9 protein-coding genes are annotated in these 14610 nt (G+C 63.1%); 8 read left to right on the top strand and 1 reads right to left on the bottom strand.

Annotated features, from left to right (window positions below; genetic code table 11):
• Window positions 1-12: 12 nt before the first annotated feature.
• Entirely contained in the window at window positions 13-4659 is a 4647-nt protein-coding gene (locus tag QM609_RS04525) for an NAD-glutamate dehydrogenase (protein ID WP_228232245.1), read from the bottom strand.
• 234 nt (window positions 4660-4893) lie between these two features.
• Here QM609_RS04525 and QM609_RS04520 point away from each other — a divergent pair, with 234 nt between their 5' ends.
• The 8 genes from QM609_RS04520 (at window position 4894) to QM609_RS04485 (ending at window position 14569) form a co-directional block, all read left to right on the top strand.
• Entirely contained in the window at window positions 4894-6063 is a 1170-nt protein-coding gene (locus QM609_RS04520; RefSeq protein WP_007732726.1) for an acyl-CoA dehydrogenase family protein, read from the top strand.
• 11 nt (window positions 6064-6074) lie between these two features.
• The gene (locus QM609_RS04515; protein ID WP_003940060.1) at window positions 6075-7217 is read left to right on the top strand and encodes a CaiB/BaiF CoA transferase family protein; all 1143 of its coding nucleotides are present in this window, start codon (window positions 6075-6077) and stop codon (window positions 7215-7217) included.
• 37 nt (window positions 7218-7254) lie between these two features.
• Complete coding sequence (locus QM609_RS04510) at window positions 7255-7917, top strand: IclR family transcriptional regulator (protein WP_030536970.1); 663 nt, start codon at window positions 7255-7257, stop codon at window positions 7915-7917.
• A 91-nt stretch (window positions 7918-8008) separates the two neighbouring features.
• Window positions 8009-8800, top strand: a complete 792-nt coding sequence (locus tag QM609_RS04505) for an IclR family transcriptional regulator (RefSeq protein ID WP_007732728.1) — start codon at window positions 8009-8011, stop codon at window positions 8798-8800.
• A gap of 109 nt (window positions 8801-8909) precedes the next feature.
• On the top strand, window positions 8910-10478 hold the full coding sequence (gene hutH, locus QM609_RS04500; protein WP_007732730.1) for a histidine ammonia-lyase: 1569 nt from the start codon (window positions 8910-8912) through the stop codon (window positions 10476-10478).
• Complete coding sequence (locus QM609_RS04495) at window positions 10475-11548, top strand: histidinol-phosphate transaminase (protein ID WP_030536969.1); 1074 nt, start codon at window positions 10475-10477, stop codon at window positions 11546-11548. The genes hutH and QM609_RS04495 overlap by 4 nt, the downstream gene beginning before the upstream one ends.
• Before the next feature lie 16 nt (window positions 11549-11564).
• Window positions 11565-12929: an FAD-binding oxidoreductase gene (locus QM609_RS04490; RefSeq protein ID WP_050656850.1), complete on the top strand. Its 1365-nt coding sequence runs from the start codon at window positions 11565-11567 to the stop codon at window positions 12927-12929.
• A 203-nt stretch (window positions 12930-13132) separates the two neighbouring features.
• Entirely contained in the window at window positions 13133-14569 is a 1437-nt protein-coding gene (locus tag QM609_RS04485) for a purine-cytosine permease family protein (RefSeq protein WP_003940251.1), read from the top strand.
• Window positions 14570-14610 lie beyond the last annotated feature (41 nt).

Below are 14610 nucleotides of genomic sequence, written 5' to 3'. Positions count from 1 at the left end.
TCCGCGCCGGACCTAACCCACCATGCGCCGCAATTGGCTCGTCGCAACCGAAAGCGCAGCAAGATCGTGTTGCCCGGACGCCTCGATCTCTGCGAGCGCGAGAGTGGACCTCTCGATTCTCGACGCATTCCTTTCTTCCCACCTCGAGAGTTTTTCCGCTGTCGTGTCACCCGCTTCCGCGTCGGCCAAGACGTCGAGGGTCAGGGCCCGCACCGTCGAGTACAACTCGTCCCGCAACGACAACCTCGCCAACGCGTTCCATTTTCCGTCCTTGCTCAATGCCGACACTCGATTGAGCATCGGGACGAGCCCAACATGCTCACCGAGCCGGAAATAGAGTTCGCCGGTCTCCGAGATCGTCCGATCGGCAAGGTCCGCGATCTCCACCACGTCGAGCAGTCCGAACTGATCGAGCAATATCTCCACTCGCCTGACCAGGTTCTCCGGCGCGCCCTTGTCCGTGATGAGGACCGTTCGCGCAGCCAGGTTCCGCTGATCTGCGCCTACCAGCCAGTCATCGAGCTCTGCCGACGCCTCCGCGATGCGATCACCGAATCTGCTGATCTCGGCCCCGACGGCCAGCGGTTGCGGACGACGTGTCAGCATCCACCGTGACGCCCGGTCGAGCAGTCGCCTGGTGAGCAGGATCAACTCGTCGGACACTGCGGTCGAGATCGAGGCTTCGCTGATGTCGTGCCACAACCCCCACAGTCCGAACACCTCGGAGACCACAGTGAAGGCACGTACTGCGTCTTCCGGATCAGCGCCGACTTCTTCACCGAGCCGATACGCATAGGTGATGCCGCCTCGATCGATGACGTTGTTCGTCAGCACTGTCGCGACGATCTCGCGACGAAGTGGGTGCCGGTCGAGGGCGTCACCCCCTGCAACTCGAACGCCCTCCGGAAAATAGTTCGCCAGCACCTGGCGGTAGATCTGGTTGTCGATCGAGCTTCCCGCCAACAGCGTGGATTTCAGATCGAGCTTGACGTGGGCCATCAGTGTGGCGAGTTCCGGCGACGTCAGCCCCGTTCCCGACTTCTCGGCCGCGGCGAACTGCTTCTTGGTCGGAAACCCTTCGATGACACGGTCGACGATCCCGCGCGATTCGAGGTTGGAAATCACTCTGCCGTGCACACCGATCATCGCCCCCGCATCCGCCCGCGTGGTACCCATCAGTTCGTTCTGCGAACGGTTGTCTGCGAGAACGAGTTCTGCGACCTGGTCGGTCAGCGATTCGAGTAGTGCGTCACGACGTGAGTCCGTGACGACGCCTGAGCTGATCAGGGAGTCGAGAAGGATTTTGATGTTCACCTCGTGGTCGGAACAATCGACTCCGGCCGAATTGTCGAGGGCGTCTGTGTTGATCCGTCCACCGCCGCGTGCGTATTCGATCCGTCCGGCCTGGGTGAGGCCGAGATTGCCTCCTTCACCGATCACTCGGGCACGCACTTCGTTGCCGTTCACCCGAACGGCGTCGTTGCTCTTGTCGCCGACTTCGAGGTCGGACTCACCGGAGGCCTTGACGTACGTTCCGATGCCGCCGTTCCACAACAGATCTGCCGGGGACCGCAAAATCGCCCGAATCAGTTGCGGTGGAGTCAGTTCGGTGACGTCGTCCTCGAGGCCCAGTGCCTCTCGTATCTCGTCACTGATCGGAACGCGCTTCGCCGAGCGTTCCCACACTCCGCCGCCGGCACTGATCAAGGTCGGGTCGTAGTCGGCCCACGAGGATCGGGGGAGCGCAAAGAGACGTGATCGCTCGTCGTACGAGCGCTCAGGCGACGGGTTCGGATCGACGAACACGTGCCGATGATCGAACGCCGCGATCAGGCGAATGTGTCTGCTGCACAACATACCGTTGCCGAAGACGTCGCCACTCATGTCTCCGATCCCCACCGCGGTGAAGTCATCGTGCTGGGTATCGACGCCGAGCTCACGGAAGTGCCGCTTGACACTTTCCCAGGCGCCCTTCGCCGTGATACCCATGGCTTTGTGGTCGTAGCCGACCGACCCGCCGGACGCGAAGGCGTCGCCGAGCCAGAATCCGTACTCCGCGGCAACCTCGTTCGCGATGTCGGAGAACTTCGCAGTTCCCTTGTCCGCGGCGACAACAAGATACGTGTCGTCTCCGTCGTGGCGAACGACCCGCCGCGCCGCGACAACGGCCCCGCTCTGCTTGTCGACGTTGTCGGTCAGATCGAGTAGTCCGCGAATGAAGGATCGGTAGCAATCGATCCCGGCCGCCAACGCAGCTTCTCGGTCTGCGTCTGCGCCCCGCCCTGGAACCGGTGGGCGTTTGACGACAAATCCGCCCTTCGCTCCGACAGGCACGATGACTGCGTTCTTGACTGCCTGCGCCTTCACCAATCCCAGTACCTCGGTGCGAAAGTCCTCTTTCCGATCCGACCAGCGCAAGCCGCCGCGAGCCACCGTACCGAAACGAAGGTGCACACCTGCTACATCGGGTGAGTACACGAATATCTCGAACTTCGGTCGAGGGAAAGGCAATACGGACAGCTTCTCCGAATCGAACTTCAACGAGAGCGCGCCGAGCGATTCAGTGGGATACACGAAATAGTTGGTACGCAACGTGTTACGGACCAGTTCGGACAACGCGCGCAGGATCCGATCGGCGTCGAGTCCTTGCACCTGCGCCACGGCCGCTTCCACGTCCGCTGCTGCACGTGCACCTCGATCTCCGTCGACGACGCCAGGATCGAAACGGCTCTCGAACAATTCGCACAATCTGCCGGCGATCTCGGGATGATCGGCAAGTACCTCGGCGACGCGACCGGTGCTGTAAGGAAATCCCGCTTGCTGCAAGAACTCCGCGTACGCCCGCAGCACCACTACCTGTTTCCAGCCGAGTCCCGCGATCGCGACCAATTCGTTGAACGAGTCCGGCTCGGCGTCACCGTTTCGAACCGCGGCAAACGTCGCCGCGAATCGCGCGGCAAAGTTGTCGAAGCCTTCGACCGGAGCACTCGGGTAGTAGAGCGTGAACTCGTAGATCCTGGACTGTTCGGTTCCCACCGGTGCGATCTCGTACGGACGTTCGTCGACCACTTCGACGCCCAGGCTCTGCAATACGGGCAGCACCTCGCCCAGAGAGAGCGGATCACCCGATACGTACAGTCCGAGACGGTGAGTACCCGGTCCGTCGACAGATCGGGCCAACCGTGGACTTACTTCTCCGGGCGCGAGGCCCTCGAACACCGCCATGTCCTCGGCGGCTCGGACAGCGTCGAAATCCTGCTTGTATGCCACCGGAACTCGCTCGGCGAACCGAGCACGCCTGCGCCGCTCGTCGTAGTGCGAAGCATCCAGAACGAATCGTTCGTCCCACGTCAGGCAAGCGTCGACGACGAGGTCCCGAATCTCCCGTGCTTGTCGCGCCGACGCGAAGTTCGCGCCGCCGCCGACTGTGGCCGTGAAATGTACGACGGCCAAAGGGGATTCCGAGACTCGACTGGAGAACTCGATATTGTGAGCACCGAGTGCGTCGGCGAGTACCGACTCGGCCGTTGTTCTGATCGTCGTACTGAATTTCTCGCGCGGAACGAAGAGCAAAGCCGACAACTCTTGATCTCGCCCTGTGACCGGGGAACTTCCCACCGGTTGCAAGAACAGATGGATCGATGTGCGGCCGTCCACGGAAGTGAGTTCGTCCAGCGCGTCCGCGATTCGGGCCGGCTCGGCCGCCAGGAGCACTGTGACCGGAATCGACTGAATCACTGCCAGCATCGATTGTCCGACAAACGAATCGACGGTGGATCCTGAGGCCTCGAAGATGTCTGCGACGCGTCCTCGCACGAGCGGGGTTCGCCTGACGTCGGCGACGATACCGGTCGCGGTGAAGAACCCGACGAATCGGTACGCACGGTCGCCGACGGACACGTCGATCTCGGTGGCGTATTCGGATCCACCGAACCCTTGCCGGAGGTACACCACTGCAATCGCGAGGGGCGCCGCTTTCGAATCCGAAGAGCCGGTTGGATCGGGGAGCACGCCGATGGCGTACGGCTCGTCACTGTCGACAGTTCGCGCACCACCGATGACACTGAAGTTTCCGGCGCTGCACCACCGGAGAAAGTCAGCTTCTTCGGCGTAGCCGTTCGAGTCCAGTTGCTCGCGCGCCTCGTCGACGAGGTCCCGCAGGGGCACGGAATCGCGGAAGGCACGCGCGATACGGTCGAGGATTCCGGCGACGTCGTCCGCGATCACCTGCGCCTGCGCGTCCGAACAGTGTGCGGGTAGTCCTATGTGGATCCATGATTCGGTGCGCTCCCCGGCCCGGGCGTCTTCGGTGCTGTGCGCCGGTTGTACGGCTGTGCGAAGCACGGGGTGCACCACGAATTCAGGTTCCACGCGGGCACGGGCAAGTGTCGCCAAGACCGCTTCGACGAGCTGCGGCATGTCGTCGCCGACGTATTGAATCGCGGGGCCATCCCCTAACTCCCCGGCCGGCGCGAGTCGCGAGATCGACGAGTTGTGTCCTCGTCGACGCGAAAGGTCCATGTGCGCGGCGACAATCGCCAGCTTGCGGTCTTCGGCGAGCGCAGCGTATCGATCCGCCGACAAGCCCTCGAAATACGTACTGGACACCCTCCTCACATTCTCGGAGTCCGGTGTCGTGTCGACTGAAACGAGGCTCATGTCAGCACCTTCCGTCGAAAGCCACGCTGCTTCCGACTTGTAGTGGGTTCGATCCGCAATCAACTTGTCTATACAGGCTTAGACAAGTTGATCATTGCAGAACGTGAGCCGCGACACAACAACTTCACCCCTGGACAAATTCGCCACCCTCGGCCATAGTCAGTCCATGCCAACTAGTGGCAATTAGATTTCATTAGATGAAATTCGTAACTATTCCGCCTCGAAGGAGCCCCCGTGACTACCCAGACCGCGCCCGACACCGACAGCGTCGATCTCGCAGAGTTCCGCAGCACTGTCCGAGCCTTCGCCAACGCCGAGATCCACCCAGGAGCAGCCGCACGCGACGAGTCCAAGGAGTTCCCGGCGCAGCTGGTCAAGCGCCTCGGGCAGCAGGACCTCATGGGCATTTCCGTGCCCGAGGAATTCGGCGGGCTGGGTCTGTCGACACGAACCCAACTGGTCGCCATCGAAGAAGTTGCACGCACCGACGCCGCGCTGGCATCGATCTACACCGCCCACTACCTGGGCCTCGAGCCGATTCTCGTCGGCGGCTCCGAAGAGCAGAAGCATCGCTGGTTGCCCCAGCTCGCGTCGGGCGAACTACTGGCCGGCTTTGCACTCACAGAACCCGATGCCGGCTCCGACATCGCCTCGATGCGTACCGTCGCCCGACGCGAGGACGACGGCTGGCATCTCTCCGGATCGAAGACGTACATCTCCAACGCCAAGGAAGCCGACCTGGTCGTGCTCTTCGCCAAGACGGACCCGAGCGCAGGATTCCGAGGCATCACCGCCTTCGTCGTCCCCAAGGGAACTCCGGGAATCAGCTACTCGGAGCCGCAGGACAAGATGGGAATTCGTTCGGCCCCGACGTACACCGTCTACCTCGACGACGTCGTTCTGCCGCTCGACTCCGTGATCGGCACCGAAGGTCGCGGCGGCAACATTGCCTTGACCGCCCTGAACCGAGCACGCATCGACGTAGCGGCAATGGCAAACGGCATCGCTCTGCGCGCTTGGGAACTGGGACGCGAGTACGCAACGGAGCGAAAGCAGTTCGGCACGCCGATCTTCGACTTCCAGGCAATCCAGCTACTCCTCGGTGGCTGCGACGCGCAACTTGTCGCATCACGCGTCACCGCAGACTGGGCCGCCGACGTCAAGGACGCCGGTCAGGACATCCGCCGCGCCGCATCGATTTCGAAGTACGTCGCCACCGAAGCCTGCTTCTCGATCGTCGATCAAACCGTACAGATCCACGGTGGCGCAGGTTTCATGCGCGAATCGGAAATCGAACGCCTGTACCGCGATTGCCGCATTCTCCGCATCTTCGAGGGCACCTCGCAGATCCAGTTGCTCACCATTGCCGGCAATGCTCCGTCGCCGCGTTCCACCGAGTTCTGAAAGGCGCGGACATGACTGCACTTCCCCCACTCGACGGCATCCGGGTCATCGACCTCTCGCGCGTTCTTGCCGGACCCTACTGCACCGCACTGCTTTCCGACGCCGGTGCGGACGTCGTCAAGATCGAATCCGAACACGGTGAAGACTCTCGGCACCTCGGCCCGTTCCGCGACGGCGAGAGCATCTACTTCAACGTGCTCAATCGTGGCAAGCGTTCGGTGGCACTCAACCTCAAGAACGACGAGGACCGTGAGGCGCTGCTGACGCTCATCGAGACCGCCGACGTCGTCGTCGAAAACTTTCGCCCCGGCGTCACCAAGCGCCTGGGAATCGACTACGAGGCTGCGCGGGCTCGCAATCCGCGCATCGTGTACGCGTCCATCTCCGGTTTCGGACAGGACGGGCCCATGTCCGGAGCCGCCGCCTACGACCTTGTAGTCCAGGCTCTTTCGGGAATCATGAGCATCACCGGTTCGGAGGAATCCGGGCCGACACGGTTGGGTGAGTCGTTCGGAGACCTGGTCGCCGGGCTGTTCGCCGCCTGGGGAATCAGTACCGCCCTGCTGAGTGCACGGGCGAGCGGACTCGGGCAGCACCTTGACGTCGCGATGTTCGACAGCATGCTCGCCATGCTGCCGACAGCACACAGCCAACTGCAATCCACCGGGCTCACTCCCCCACGCGTCGGCAACCGTCATCCGGTGTCAACACCGTTCGACACCTACAAGGCCGACGACGGACTCTTCGTCCTCGCAGTTGCGAGCCAGTCGGGTTTCGAGAAGCTGGCGCAGACGATGAATCGCGTCGACCTGATCGCAGATCCCCGATTTGCCGACGACACCGCCCGGACCGAGAACGAACCGGCACTGCGCAAGGAGATCGAAAACTGGGCTGCCGGAAAGACCGTCGCCGACGTGGTCGGTATTCTCGGCGACGCGGGCCTCGCCGGCTCGGAAATCTGGGACGTCCAGCAGGCACTCACCTCCGCGCAGGCCGAGTATCGCGGAGTCGTCGAATCGTTCGAGCACCCGGTAGCAGGAAAAATCTCCTACGTACGACAACCCGTCGTGTTCGGTGATAGCCGACGCCCCGATGTCCGCCGCAGTCCCCTGCTGGACGAGCACCACGGTGAGGTACTGCCGGGCTCGCGATAGATTCAGCGCAGACATCCCTCGGCACTTGGAGTAGGACATGGCCCCCGGCGACGTGACCCGCAGCGCGAATCGCACGTTCGAACTTCTCGGTGCGATCGTCGAGCACGGCGGGTTGACGCTCGGCGACGCCGCCAAGGCAACCGATCTGGCAACCAGTACCGCGCTTCGCCTGATCAGAAGCCTCGAACAAACCGAGTTCGTCGTCCGCGGCGAGGACAACGTCTATCGCGTCGGCCCGCGGCTACTACAGATCGGGGCTCGCGCACTCGGTGACAATCAACTGTTGCCGAGAGCGCGGCCCGCGATGAAGGCCATCGCCGAAACCACGAGAGAGTCGACCTACCTGTCGACGAAGGGACCGAAAGACACTGCGCTGTATCTCGATCAGATCGAGGGCACGCACGCGATCCGCCACATGGGGTGGGTGGGCCAGAGCGTTCCCCTGGACGGCACCGCCGTCGGCGCAGCGTTGAGCGGCAAGGTAGGCGAGAGCGGGTACGCCATTGCGCACGACACCATCGAGGATCACTCGACCGGAGTTGCCGCGCCGATCTACAACGCGGTCGGTCAGATAGCCGGAGCGCTCAGCGTCGTGGGCCCGACCTTCCGTCTGACGGACGAGGTCTGCGCCAGCCACGGCCGCGTCTTGGTGGAGCACTGCGCCCGGTTGTCCGCGGAACTCGGCAACCAGACTCCCTGACCACCCCGAGCACTTGGCGATTCAGTCTCGTATCCGAGACAATGTGGGTCCCCGCTCCCACCTCAGCCCTACCCGTAAGGACACACCCCATATGACGACGAGCCGCGTGAAATCTGCTGAGCGCGTGCTCGACGTGCTCGATCTCCTGGCCCGCCGGGGTGTGCCGCTGGCGACGGCAGAAATCTCCAGCGCCCTCGAGCTGCCGAAGAGTACGACGCATCACCTCCTCAATGTCATGCGGGATCGACGGTTCGTCTCGTACTGGGCTGATCAACGCGCCTGGACCCTGGGTGTCTCGGCGTTCGAAGTCGGTGCGTCGTACATGCGGTCCGGCCCACTTCACCGTGAGGGCCAACGATTCATGCTGGCACTCACTCAGTCGACCGACGAGACCTCCCATCTGGCGGTACTTCAGGGTTCTGACGTCATCTACCTCGACAAACGTGAACCTCTGAAGCCCGGCGTTCGGTTGGTGACCGAGATCGGGACCCGCCTTCCGGCGCATCTCACCGCAGTCGGGCGGGCGATTCTGAGCCGTCTGGATGCGGAACAGATCAGCGCGCTCTACGAGGGGTACACCTGGCCGACGCGGACCGGAACGGGTCCGTCGACGCTCGCCGAACTGCGAGAACTGCTCGCCGCAGCACGTGAGAGCGGATATGCGGTCGAAGAGAATGCGACGACATCCGGGATCAACTGCATCGCCAGCCCCGTGATCACACGGGACGGTCGTCCGGTCGCAGCTCTCGGCGTCACCTTCCTCTCCGGCTCCAAATCGGCCGAGGAGAGTGCCCTGATCGCCGACCGAGTGCGCGCCGTCAGCGCCGAGTTCTCCGCCGATCTCGGAGATCGAATGGTGGAGACCCCGACCGCAGACATGTAGCCAATTCCTCCGTTCCGTACTTTGCGGGCCTTGTTTTCGTCTCATATTCAAGACTAGAGTCTCGTATACAAGACTTTGTTAGATAGCCACGCATCATCATTGGAGTCCCATGAACGCCACCCCTGCCACCCAGACAGCCACCCGAACCATCGAGGTCGGAATCGGCGCTGTCACCATCGCCGACGTCGTCGACGTCGCGCGCAACGGATACGGCGTTGCATTGACCGCGGAATCACTGGCCGCGATCGCCGAAAGTCGTGCACGCATCGAAGCGCTGGCCGCAGACCCCACACCGGTCTACGGAGTTTCCACCGGATTCGGCGCACTTGCCACCCGGCACATTCCGGCGCATCTGCGGACACAGTTGCAGCGCAGCCTGATCCGCTCACATGCGGCAGGTTCGGGACCGGAAGTCGAACGCGAAGTGATCCGGGCCTTGATGCTTCTGCGTCTGTCGACGCTCGCCACCGGGCGGACCGGAGTGCGCCCTGTAGTCGCACAGGCGTACGCCGACCTACTCACCGCAGGCATCACCCCGGTGGTGCACGAATACGGCAGCCTCGGATGCTCGGGAGATCTGGCACCACTGGCGCATGTGGCGATGGCAATCATCGGTGAAGGTTCCGTCCGCACCGCCGACGGTGAACTCACCGATGCGGCAACGGCATTGGCTGCCCATGGCCTCGAACCGGTGGTTCTGGCCGAGAAGGAAGGCCTCGCACTGATCAACGGTACCGACGGGATGCTCGGCCAACTGGCCCTTGCGATCACCGATCTCGATCATCTGCTCAAGTTGGCCGACATCGCTGCCGCTATGAGCGTCGAGGGCTTGCTCGGCACAGATCAAGTGTTCGCCGCCGATCTTCAGGCGCTTCGCCCCCACCCCGGACAGGGCGCGGCCGCCTCGAACATGGTGCGCTTGCTTGCCGACTCCCCGATCGTCGCCAGCCACGCGGGCCCTGACTGCACCAGAGTTCAGGACGCGTACTCACTGCGGTGCGCACCGCAGGTCGCCGGCGGCGCACGCGACACCGTCGATCACGCCCGCCTCGTCGCCGGGCGCGAATTGGCCAGTGCTGTCGACAATCCCGTCGTCACTCTCGACGGACGGGTTCGATCCAACGGTAACTTCCACGGAGCTCCCGTGGCTTACGTCTTGGACTTCCTCGCCATCGTGACCGCGGATGTCGCGGGTATCAGCGAACGCCGCACCGATCGCTTCCTCGACGTAGCACGCAATCACGGTCTGACCCCCTTCCTCGCCGACGACCCCGGTGTCGACAGCGGACTGATGATCGCGCAGTACACACAAGCTGCCATCGTGTCCGAACTCAAGCGACTCGCGAGCCCGGCCAGTGTCGATTCGATTCCCTCCTCGGCCATGCAGGAAGATCACGTCTCCATGGGATGGTCGGGTGCACGCAAGCTCCGCCGGTCCATCGACGGTCTCACCCGAGTTCTCGCGATCGAGATACTGACTGCAGCACGAGGAATCGATTTGCGCTCCCCACTCGAGCCCTCCCCCGCCACCGGAGCCGTCCTTCGGACCCTGCGCGAGAAGGTGCAGGGGCCGGGTACCGATCGCTTCCTGTCCCCCGAGATCGAGGCCGCGGTGGACTTGGCGGCATCGGGTGCACTTGTTGCGGCCGCGGAGAACGCGATCGGCGCCCTGGCATGAGCGCGCCCGGTGCGCTGAGGCCTCGCCCCCGACCCGAAATCGAAGCACTCCCTCGATACTCCAAAGCCGCCGGCCTCGAGCAGGTTCGGTGGCGGGCGTCGAGCAACGAGTCGACGGTTGCACCCTCGGCGGCCATTCTCGAGGCCGTCAATCTCGCGGCCTCACACTCGCACTTGTATCCGTCGCTGTTCGGCGACACGCTGATCGCTCGGTTGAGCGGCCGCCTGGGCGTCGGCGACGACCAGGTATTGGTCGGCGCCGGTTCGTTGGCACTGCTCCAGCAGGTATTGACTGCGTACACGGGTCCGGGCACCGAGGTCGTCTACCCGTGGCGCAGCTACGAGGCGTACCCGATACTGATCGGAATCGCCGGGGCGAGCGGTGTCCCCGTCGCACTCGATTCCGAACATCGGCACGATCTGAGTGCAATGGCGGCGGCGGTGACCCCGCAAACCCGCGCGGTACTCGTCTGCAACCCCAACAATCCGACCGGTAGCGAGTTCTCGACCGCCGAGTTCGTCGCGTTCGCCCGTGCAATCCCGAGCGACGTCCTCATCCTCCTGGACGAGGCCTACCGGGAGTTCGCGACCAGCGACGTCGACGGCGTCGACCTGCTTCGAGCCTTTCCCAACATCGTCGTCTTCCGAACCTTCTCCAAGGCTTACGGATTGGCCGGACTTCGTGCCGGCTATGCCGTCACCAACTCGGCGATCGCAGCGGATCTTCGCAGCGCTGCACCGCCCTTCGGGCTCAGCGCCGTTGCCGAGGCCGCAGCCTGCGCGGCCCTGACCGATCCGGCACACACCGATTCGATAGTCGAAACGGTGACCGCGGGTCGCTCTCACCTACGTGAGCAATTGGCTCTGCGCGGCGTCGAGACGGTCCCGAGCGGTGCCAACTTCGTGTGGATTCCTCTCGGCAAGAGAGCTTCTGCACTCGAAGCGGCCTGCGTCGCGCAGGGTGTCTCGGTCCGGATGTTCCCCGGCGAGGGTGTGCGGGTGACCGTAGGTGAGCGGGCAGCAGAAGACGCCGTGATCGCCGCTGTGGATGCACTCGCACACAACCTTTGACCGACTGGAGAAAAGAATGTCCGTCCACGAACTTGCTCGGTCGATCGGTTCGAGTCGCCTGATCACCGACCCTGCGGTAATGGACTCGTACCGCCGTGACGAGGCCCATCTCGCCGAACCCGGCCATCCGGCGGCCGTCATGCTCGCCGAAACTGCGGCCGACATTTCCGAGGCGCTGAAATGGGCTACTGCTCACCGTGTCCCGGTGGTAACCCGCGGTGCGGGAACCGGTTTGGCGGGCGGCGGGGCAGCCGTCGAGGGCTGCCTGGTCATCTCGACCACTCGCATGCGCTCGATTCTCGAGGTCAATCCGGACGATCAACTCGCTGTCGTGGAAGCCGGGGTGATCAACGCCGACATCAGTCGAGCAGCAGACGAGTACGGGCTGATGTACGCCCCTGATCCGAGCAGTTTCGAGATCTCCACGATCGGCGGAAACATCGCCACTAACGCCGGTGGACTGCGTTGCGTGAAGTACGGCGTCACCCGCGATTCAGTCCTGGGTCTCGAGGTTGTGCTCGCCGACGGTCGGATCGTGCGGACAGGCCGAAGGACCGTCAAAGGTGTTGCGGGATACGACTTGACCAGTCTTCTCGTCGGTTCGGAAGGAACACTCGGAGTCGTCACGAGTGCCACGCTGAAGTTGCAGCCCAAGCCCAAGAGAGCACCGGTCACCGTCGTCGGCAGTTTCGATTCTCTCCGCTCCGCAGCGGACGCGGTTGCCGCGGTCGTTCGCGACGGAATCGGGCCGAGCCTGCTGGAGCTGATCGATCGAGCAACGCTGCGCGCCGTCGACGACTGGAAACGAATCGGGTTGGAAGACAACACCGCCGCGATGCTGATCGCACAGGCCGACGGGGTCGATGCCGACGCAGCAGCCGCGGCTATGCAGAAACACTTCGAGAGGGCGGGCGCCGATTTTGTCGCCGTCTCGCAGGACGCGGCAGAAGCCGCACAGCTACTCGAGATTCGTCGACTCGCCTATCCGGCTTCCGAACGACTCGGGCAATGTCTCGTGGAAGACGTCGGGGTCCCGCGGTCGAAACTGCCCGACATGCTCGAGAGTATCGACCGAGCGGCCGCCGAGTACATGGTCAAGATCATGACTGTCGCGCATGCTGGTGACGGCAACGTCCATCCGACCTTCGTCTTCGACCGCGCTGCCGACGGCTCGGTCCCCGAAGCCGTGTGGACCGCCGCGGACGAGGTCTTCCGGCGTGCTCTCGAACTCGGCGGAACTCTGACCGGAGAGCACGGCGTCGGCGTTCTCAAGCGTCGCTGGCTCTCTCTCGAGCTCGGTGAGGACAGCATGCAACTGCACCGATCGATCAAGGCTGCCTTCGACCCGCTCGGAATCCTCAACCCGGGTAAGGGTTTCTGATTTCTCGCGCGGTGTTACACAGCATTTACGCGAAAACGGGTCCCGGGTATTGACGCCTGTATATACAGGCATATACATTTATCCGCAGTGACAGTGACCCAGCGCACAAAGCACAAGGCGCAAAGCACCAAGCACGAAGAAGGTGGGCAATACCCCGACGTCGATTCCGTCGCTCGACGGGCTCGCAGCAGAAAGACAGGCCTATGACTCACGATGGACCGGCCGAGGTCATCCTCACTCCGGAACGACGCACTATCGACGTCGTCCCGGATGCAGAACGACACGGCACCCCGCGCAGCCAGTTCACTCTCTGGTTCGGCGCCAACATGCAGATCACTGCAATCGTCGACGGCGCTCTCGCCGTCGTATTCGGCGCGGACGCCATCTGGGCGATCGTCGGACTTCTGATCGGCAACATCTTCGGTGGCGCTGTCATGGCGCTTCACTCCGCACAGGGCCCGCGTATGGGTCTCCCCCAGATGATCTCGAGTCGCGCCCAGTTCGGCGTCAAGGGAGCAGTCGTACCGCTTGTTCTCGTCATCCTGATGTACCTCGGCTTCGCTGCCACCGGCACCGTGTTGGCCGGACAGGCCGTCAACAAGATCCTGCACATCGACAGCCCCACCGTCGGCATCGTCGTCTTCGGTCTCCTCACCGCATTCGTCGCGGTCACCGGCTACAAGCTGATCCACATCGTCGGCAGGATCGCCACCGTCGTGGGCATCGTCGGATTCTCCTACCTGGCCGTTCGACTGTTCCTCGAGTACGACGTCGCCTCGTACGTCGGCATCAAGGGCTTCGACATAGTCACCTTCCTGCTCGCGATCTCGCTGGGTGCCGGTTGGCAGCTCACCTTCGGCCCGTACGTCGCCGACTACTCGCGTTACCTGCCGCGCAGCACTTCCGAGAGCACCACGTTCTGGTCGACGTTCCTCGGTAGTGTCATCGGATCGCAGTGGTCCATGACCTTCGGCGCTCTCGTCGCGGCCTGCGCCGGCGACGCGTTCCTGGGTAACCAGGTCGGCTTCATGGGAGATCTGGCCGGACCCGCTGCCATCGCCTTCCTGATCTACTTCGTCATCCTGGTCGGCAAGCTGACGGTGAACGTGCTCAACGCCTACGGCGGATTCATGTCGATCCTGACCACCGTCACCGCCTTCAACGGACAGTCGCGAATCTCGAGCACCGCGCGCACCCTCTACATCCTCGGTTTCACTGCGGTCTCGGTCTTGATCGCCATCGCCGCCAGCGCCGACTTCCTGGACAACTTCAAGAACTTCGTCCTGGTGTTGCTGATGGTGTTCACGCCGTGGAGTGCGATCAATCTGATCGACTACTACCTGATCTCCAAGGAACGCATCGACATTCCGGCGCTGTACGACGTCAACGGTCGATACGGAGCATGGAACTTCACCGCATTGGCTTGCTACGCCGCCGGCGTTCTCGCCCAGATCCCGTTCCTCGCCCAGAAGATGTACACCGGCCCCGTCACGGACATGCTCGGCGGCGCCGACATCTCGTGGCTGGTCGGCATCGTGTTCACCGGGCTGATCTATTACCCACTCGCCAAGCGCACCAGCAATCCACCCTCGTCGATGATCTACCCCGATCACACCGCGATGACCGACTCTCGCGTCTGATCCCCCAACGTCTTTCGAACTTCAGCAAGCTAGGAGAACAC

The sequence above is a fragment of the Rhodococcus sp. IEGM 1302 genome, assembly GCF_030056935.1.
Taxonomy (GTDB): Bacteria; Actinomycetota; Actinomycetes; order Mycobacteriales; family Mycobacteriaceae; genus Rhodococcus_F; species Rhodococcus_F qingshengii.
The sequence above is the reverse complement of the archived record's forward strand: the minus strand, read 5'-3'. Positions and strand labels throughout refer to the sequence as shown.

Bases quoted from the DNA above. Each gene is read 5' to 3' on its own strand.
- QM609_RS04525 (WP_228232245.1), bottom strand. From the start codon at position 4,659: ATGAGCCTCGTTTCAGTCGACACGACACCGGACTCCGAGAATGTGAGG.
- QM609_RS04515 (WP_003940060.1), top strand. From the start codon at position 6,075: ATGACTGCACTTCCCCCACTCGACGGCATCCGGGTCATCGACCTCTCG.
- QM609_RS04510 (WP_030536970.1), top strand. From the start codon at position 7,255: ATGGCCCCCGGCGACGTGACCCGCAGCGCGAATCGCACGTTCGAACTT.
- QM609_RS04505 (WP_007732728.1), top strand. From the start codon at position 8,009: ATGACGACGAGCCGCGTGAAATCTGCTGAGCGCGTGCTCGACGTGCTC.
- hutH (WP_007732730.1), top strand. From the start codon at position 8,910: ATGAACGCCACCCCTGCCACCCAGACAGCCACCCGAACCATCGAGGTC.
- QM609_RS04495 (WP_030536969.1), top strand. From the start codon at position 10,475: ATGAGCGCGCCCGGTGCGCTGAGGCCTCGCCCCCGACCCGAAATCGAA.
- QM609_RS04490 (WP_050656850.1), top strand. From the start codon at position 11,565: ATGTCCGTCCACGAACTTGCTCGGTCGATCGGTTCGAGTCGCCTGATC.
- QM609_RS04485 (WP_003940251.1), top strand. From the start codon at position 13,133: ATGACTCACGATGGACCGGCCGAGGTCATCCTCACTCCGGAACGACGC.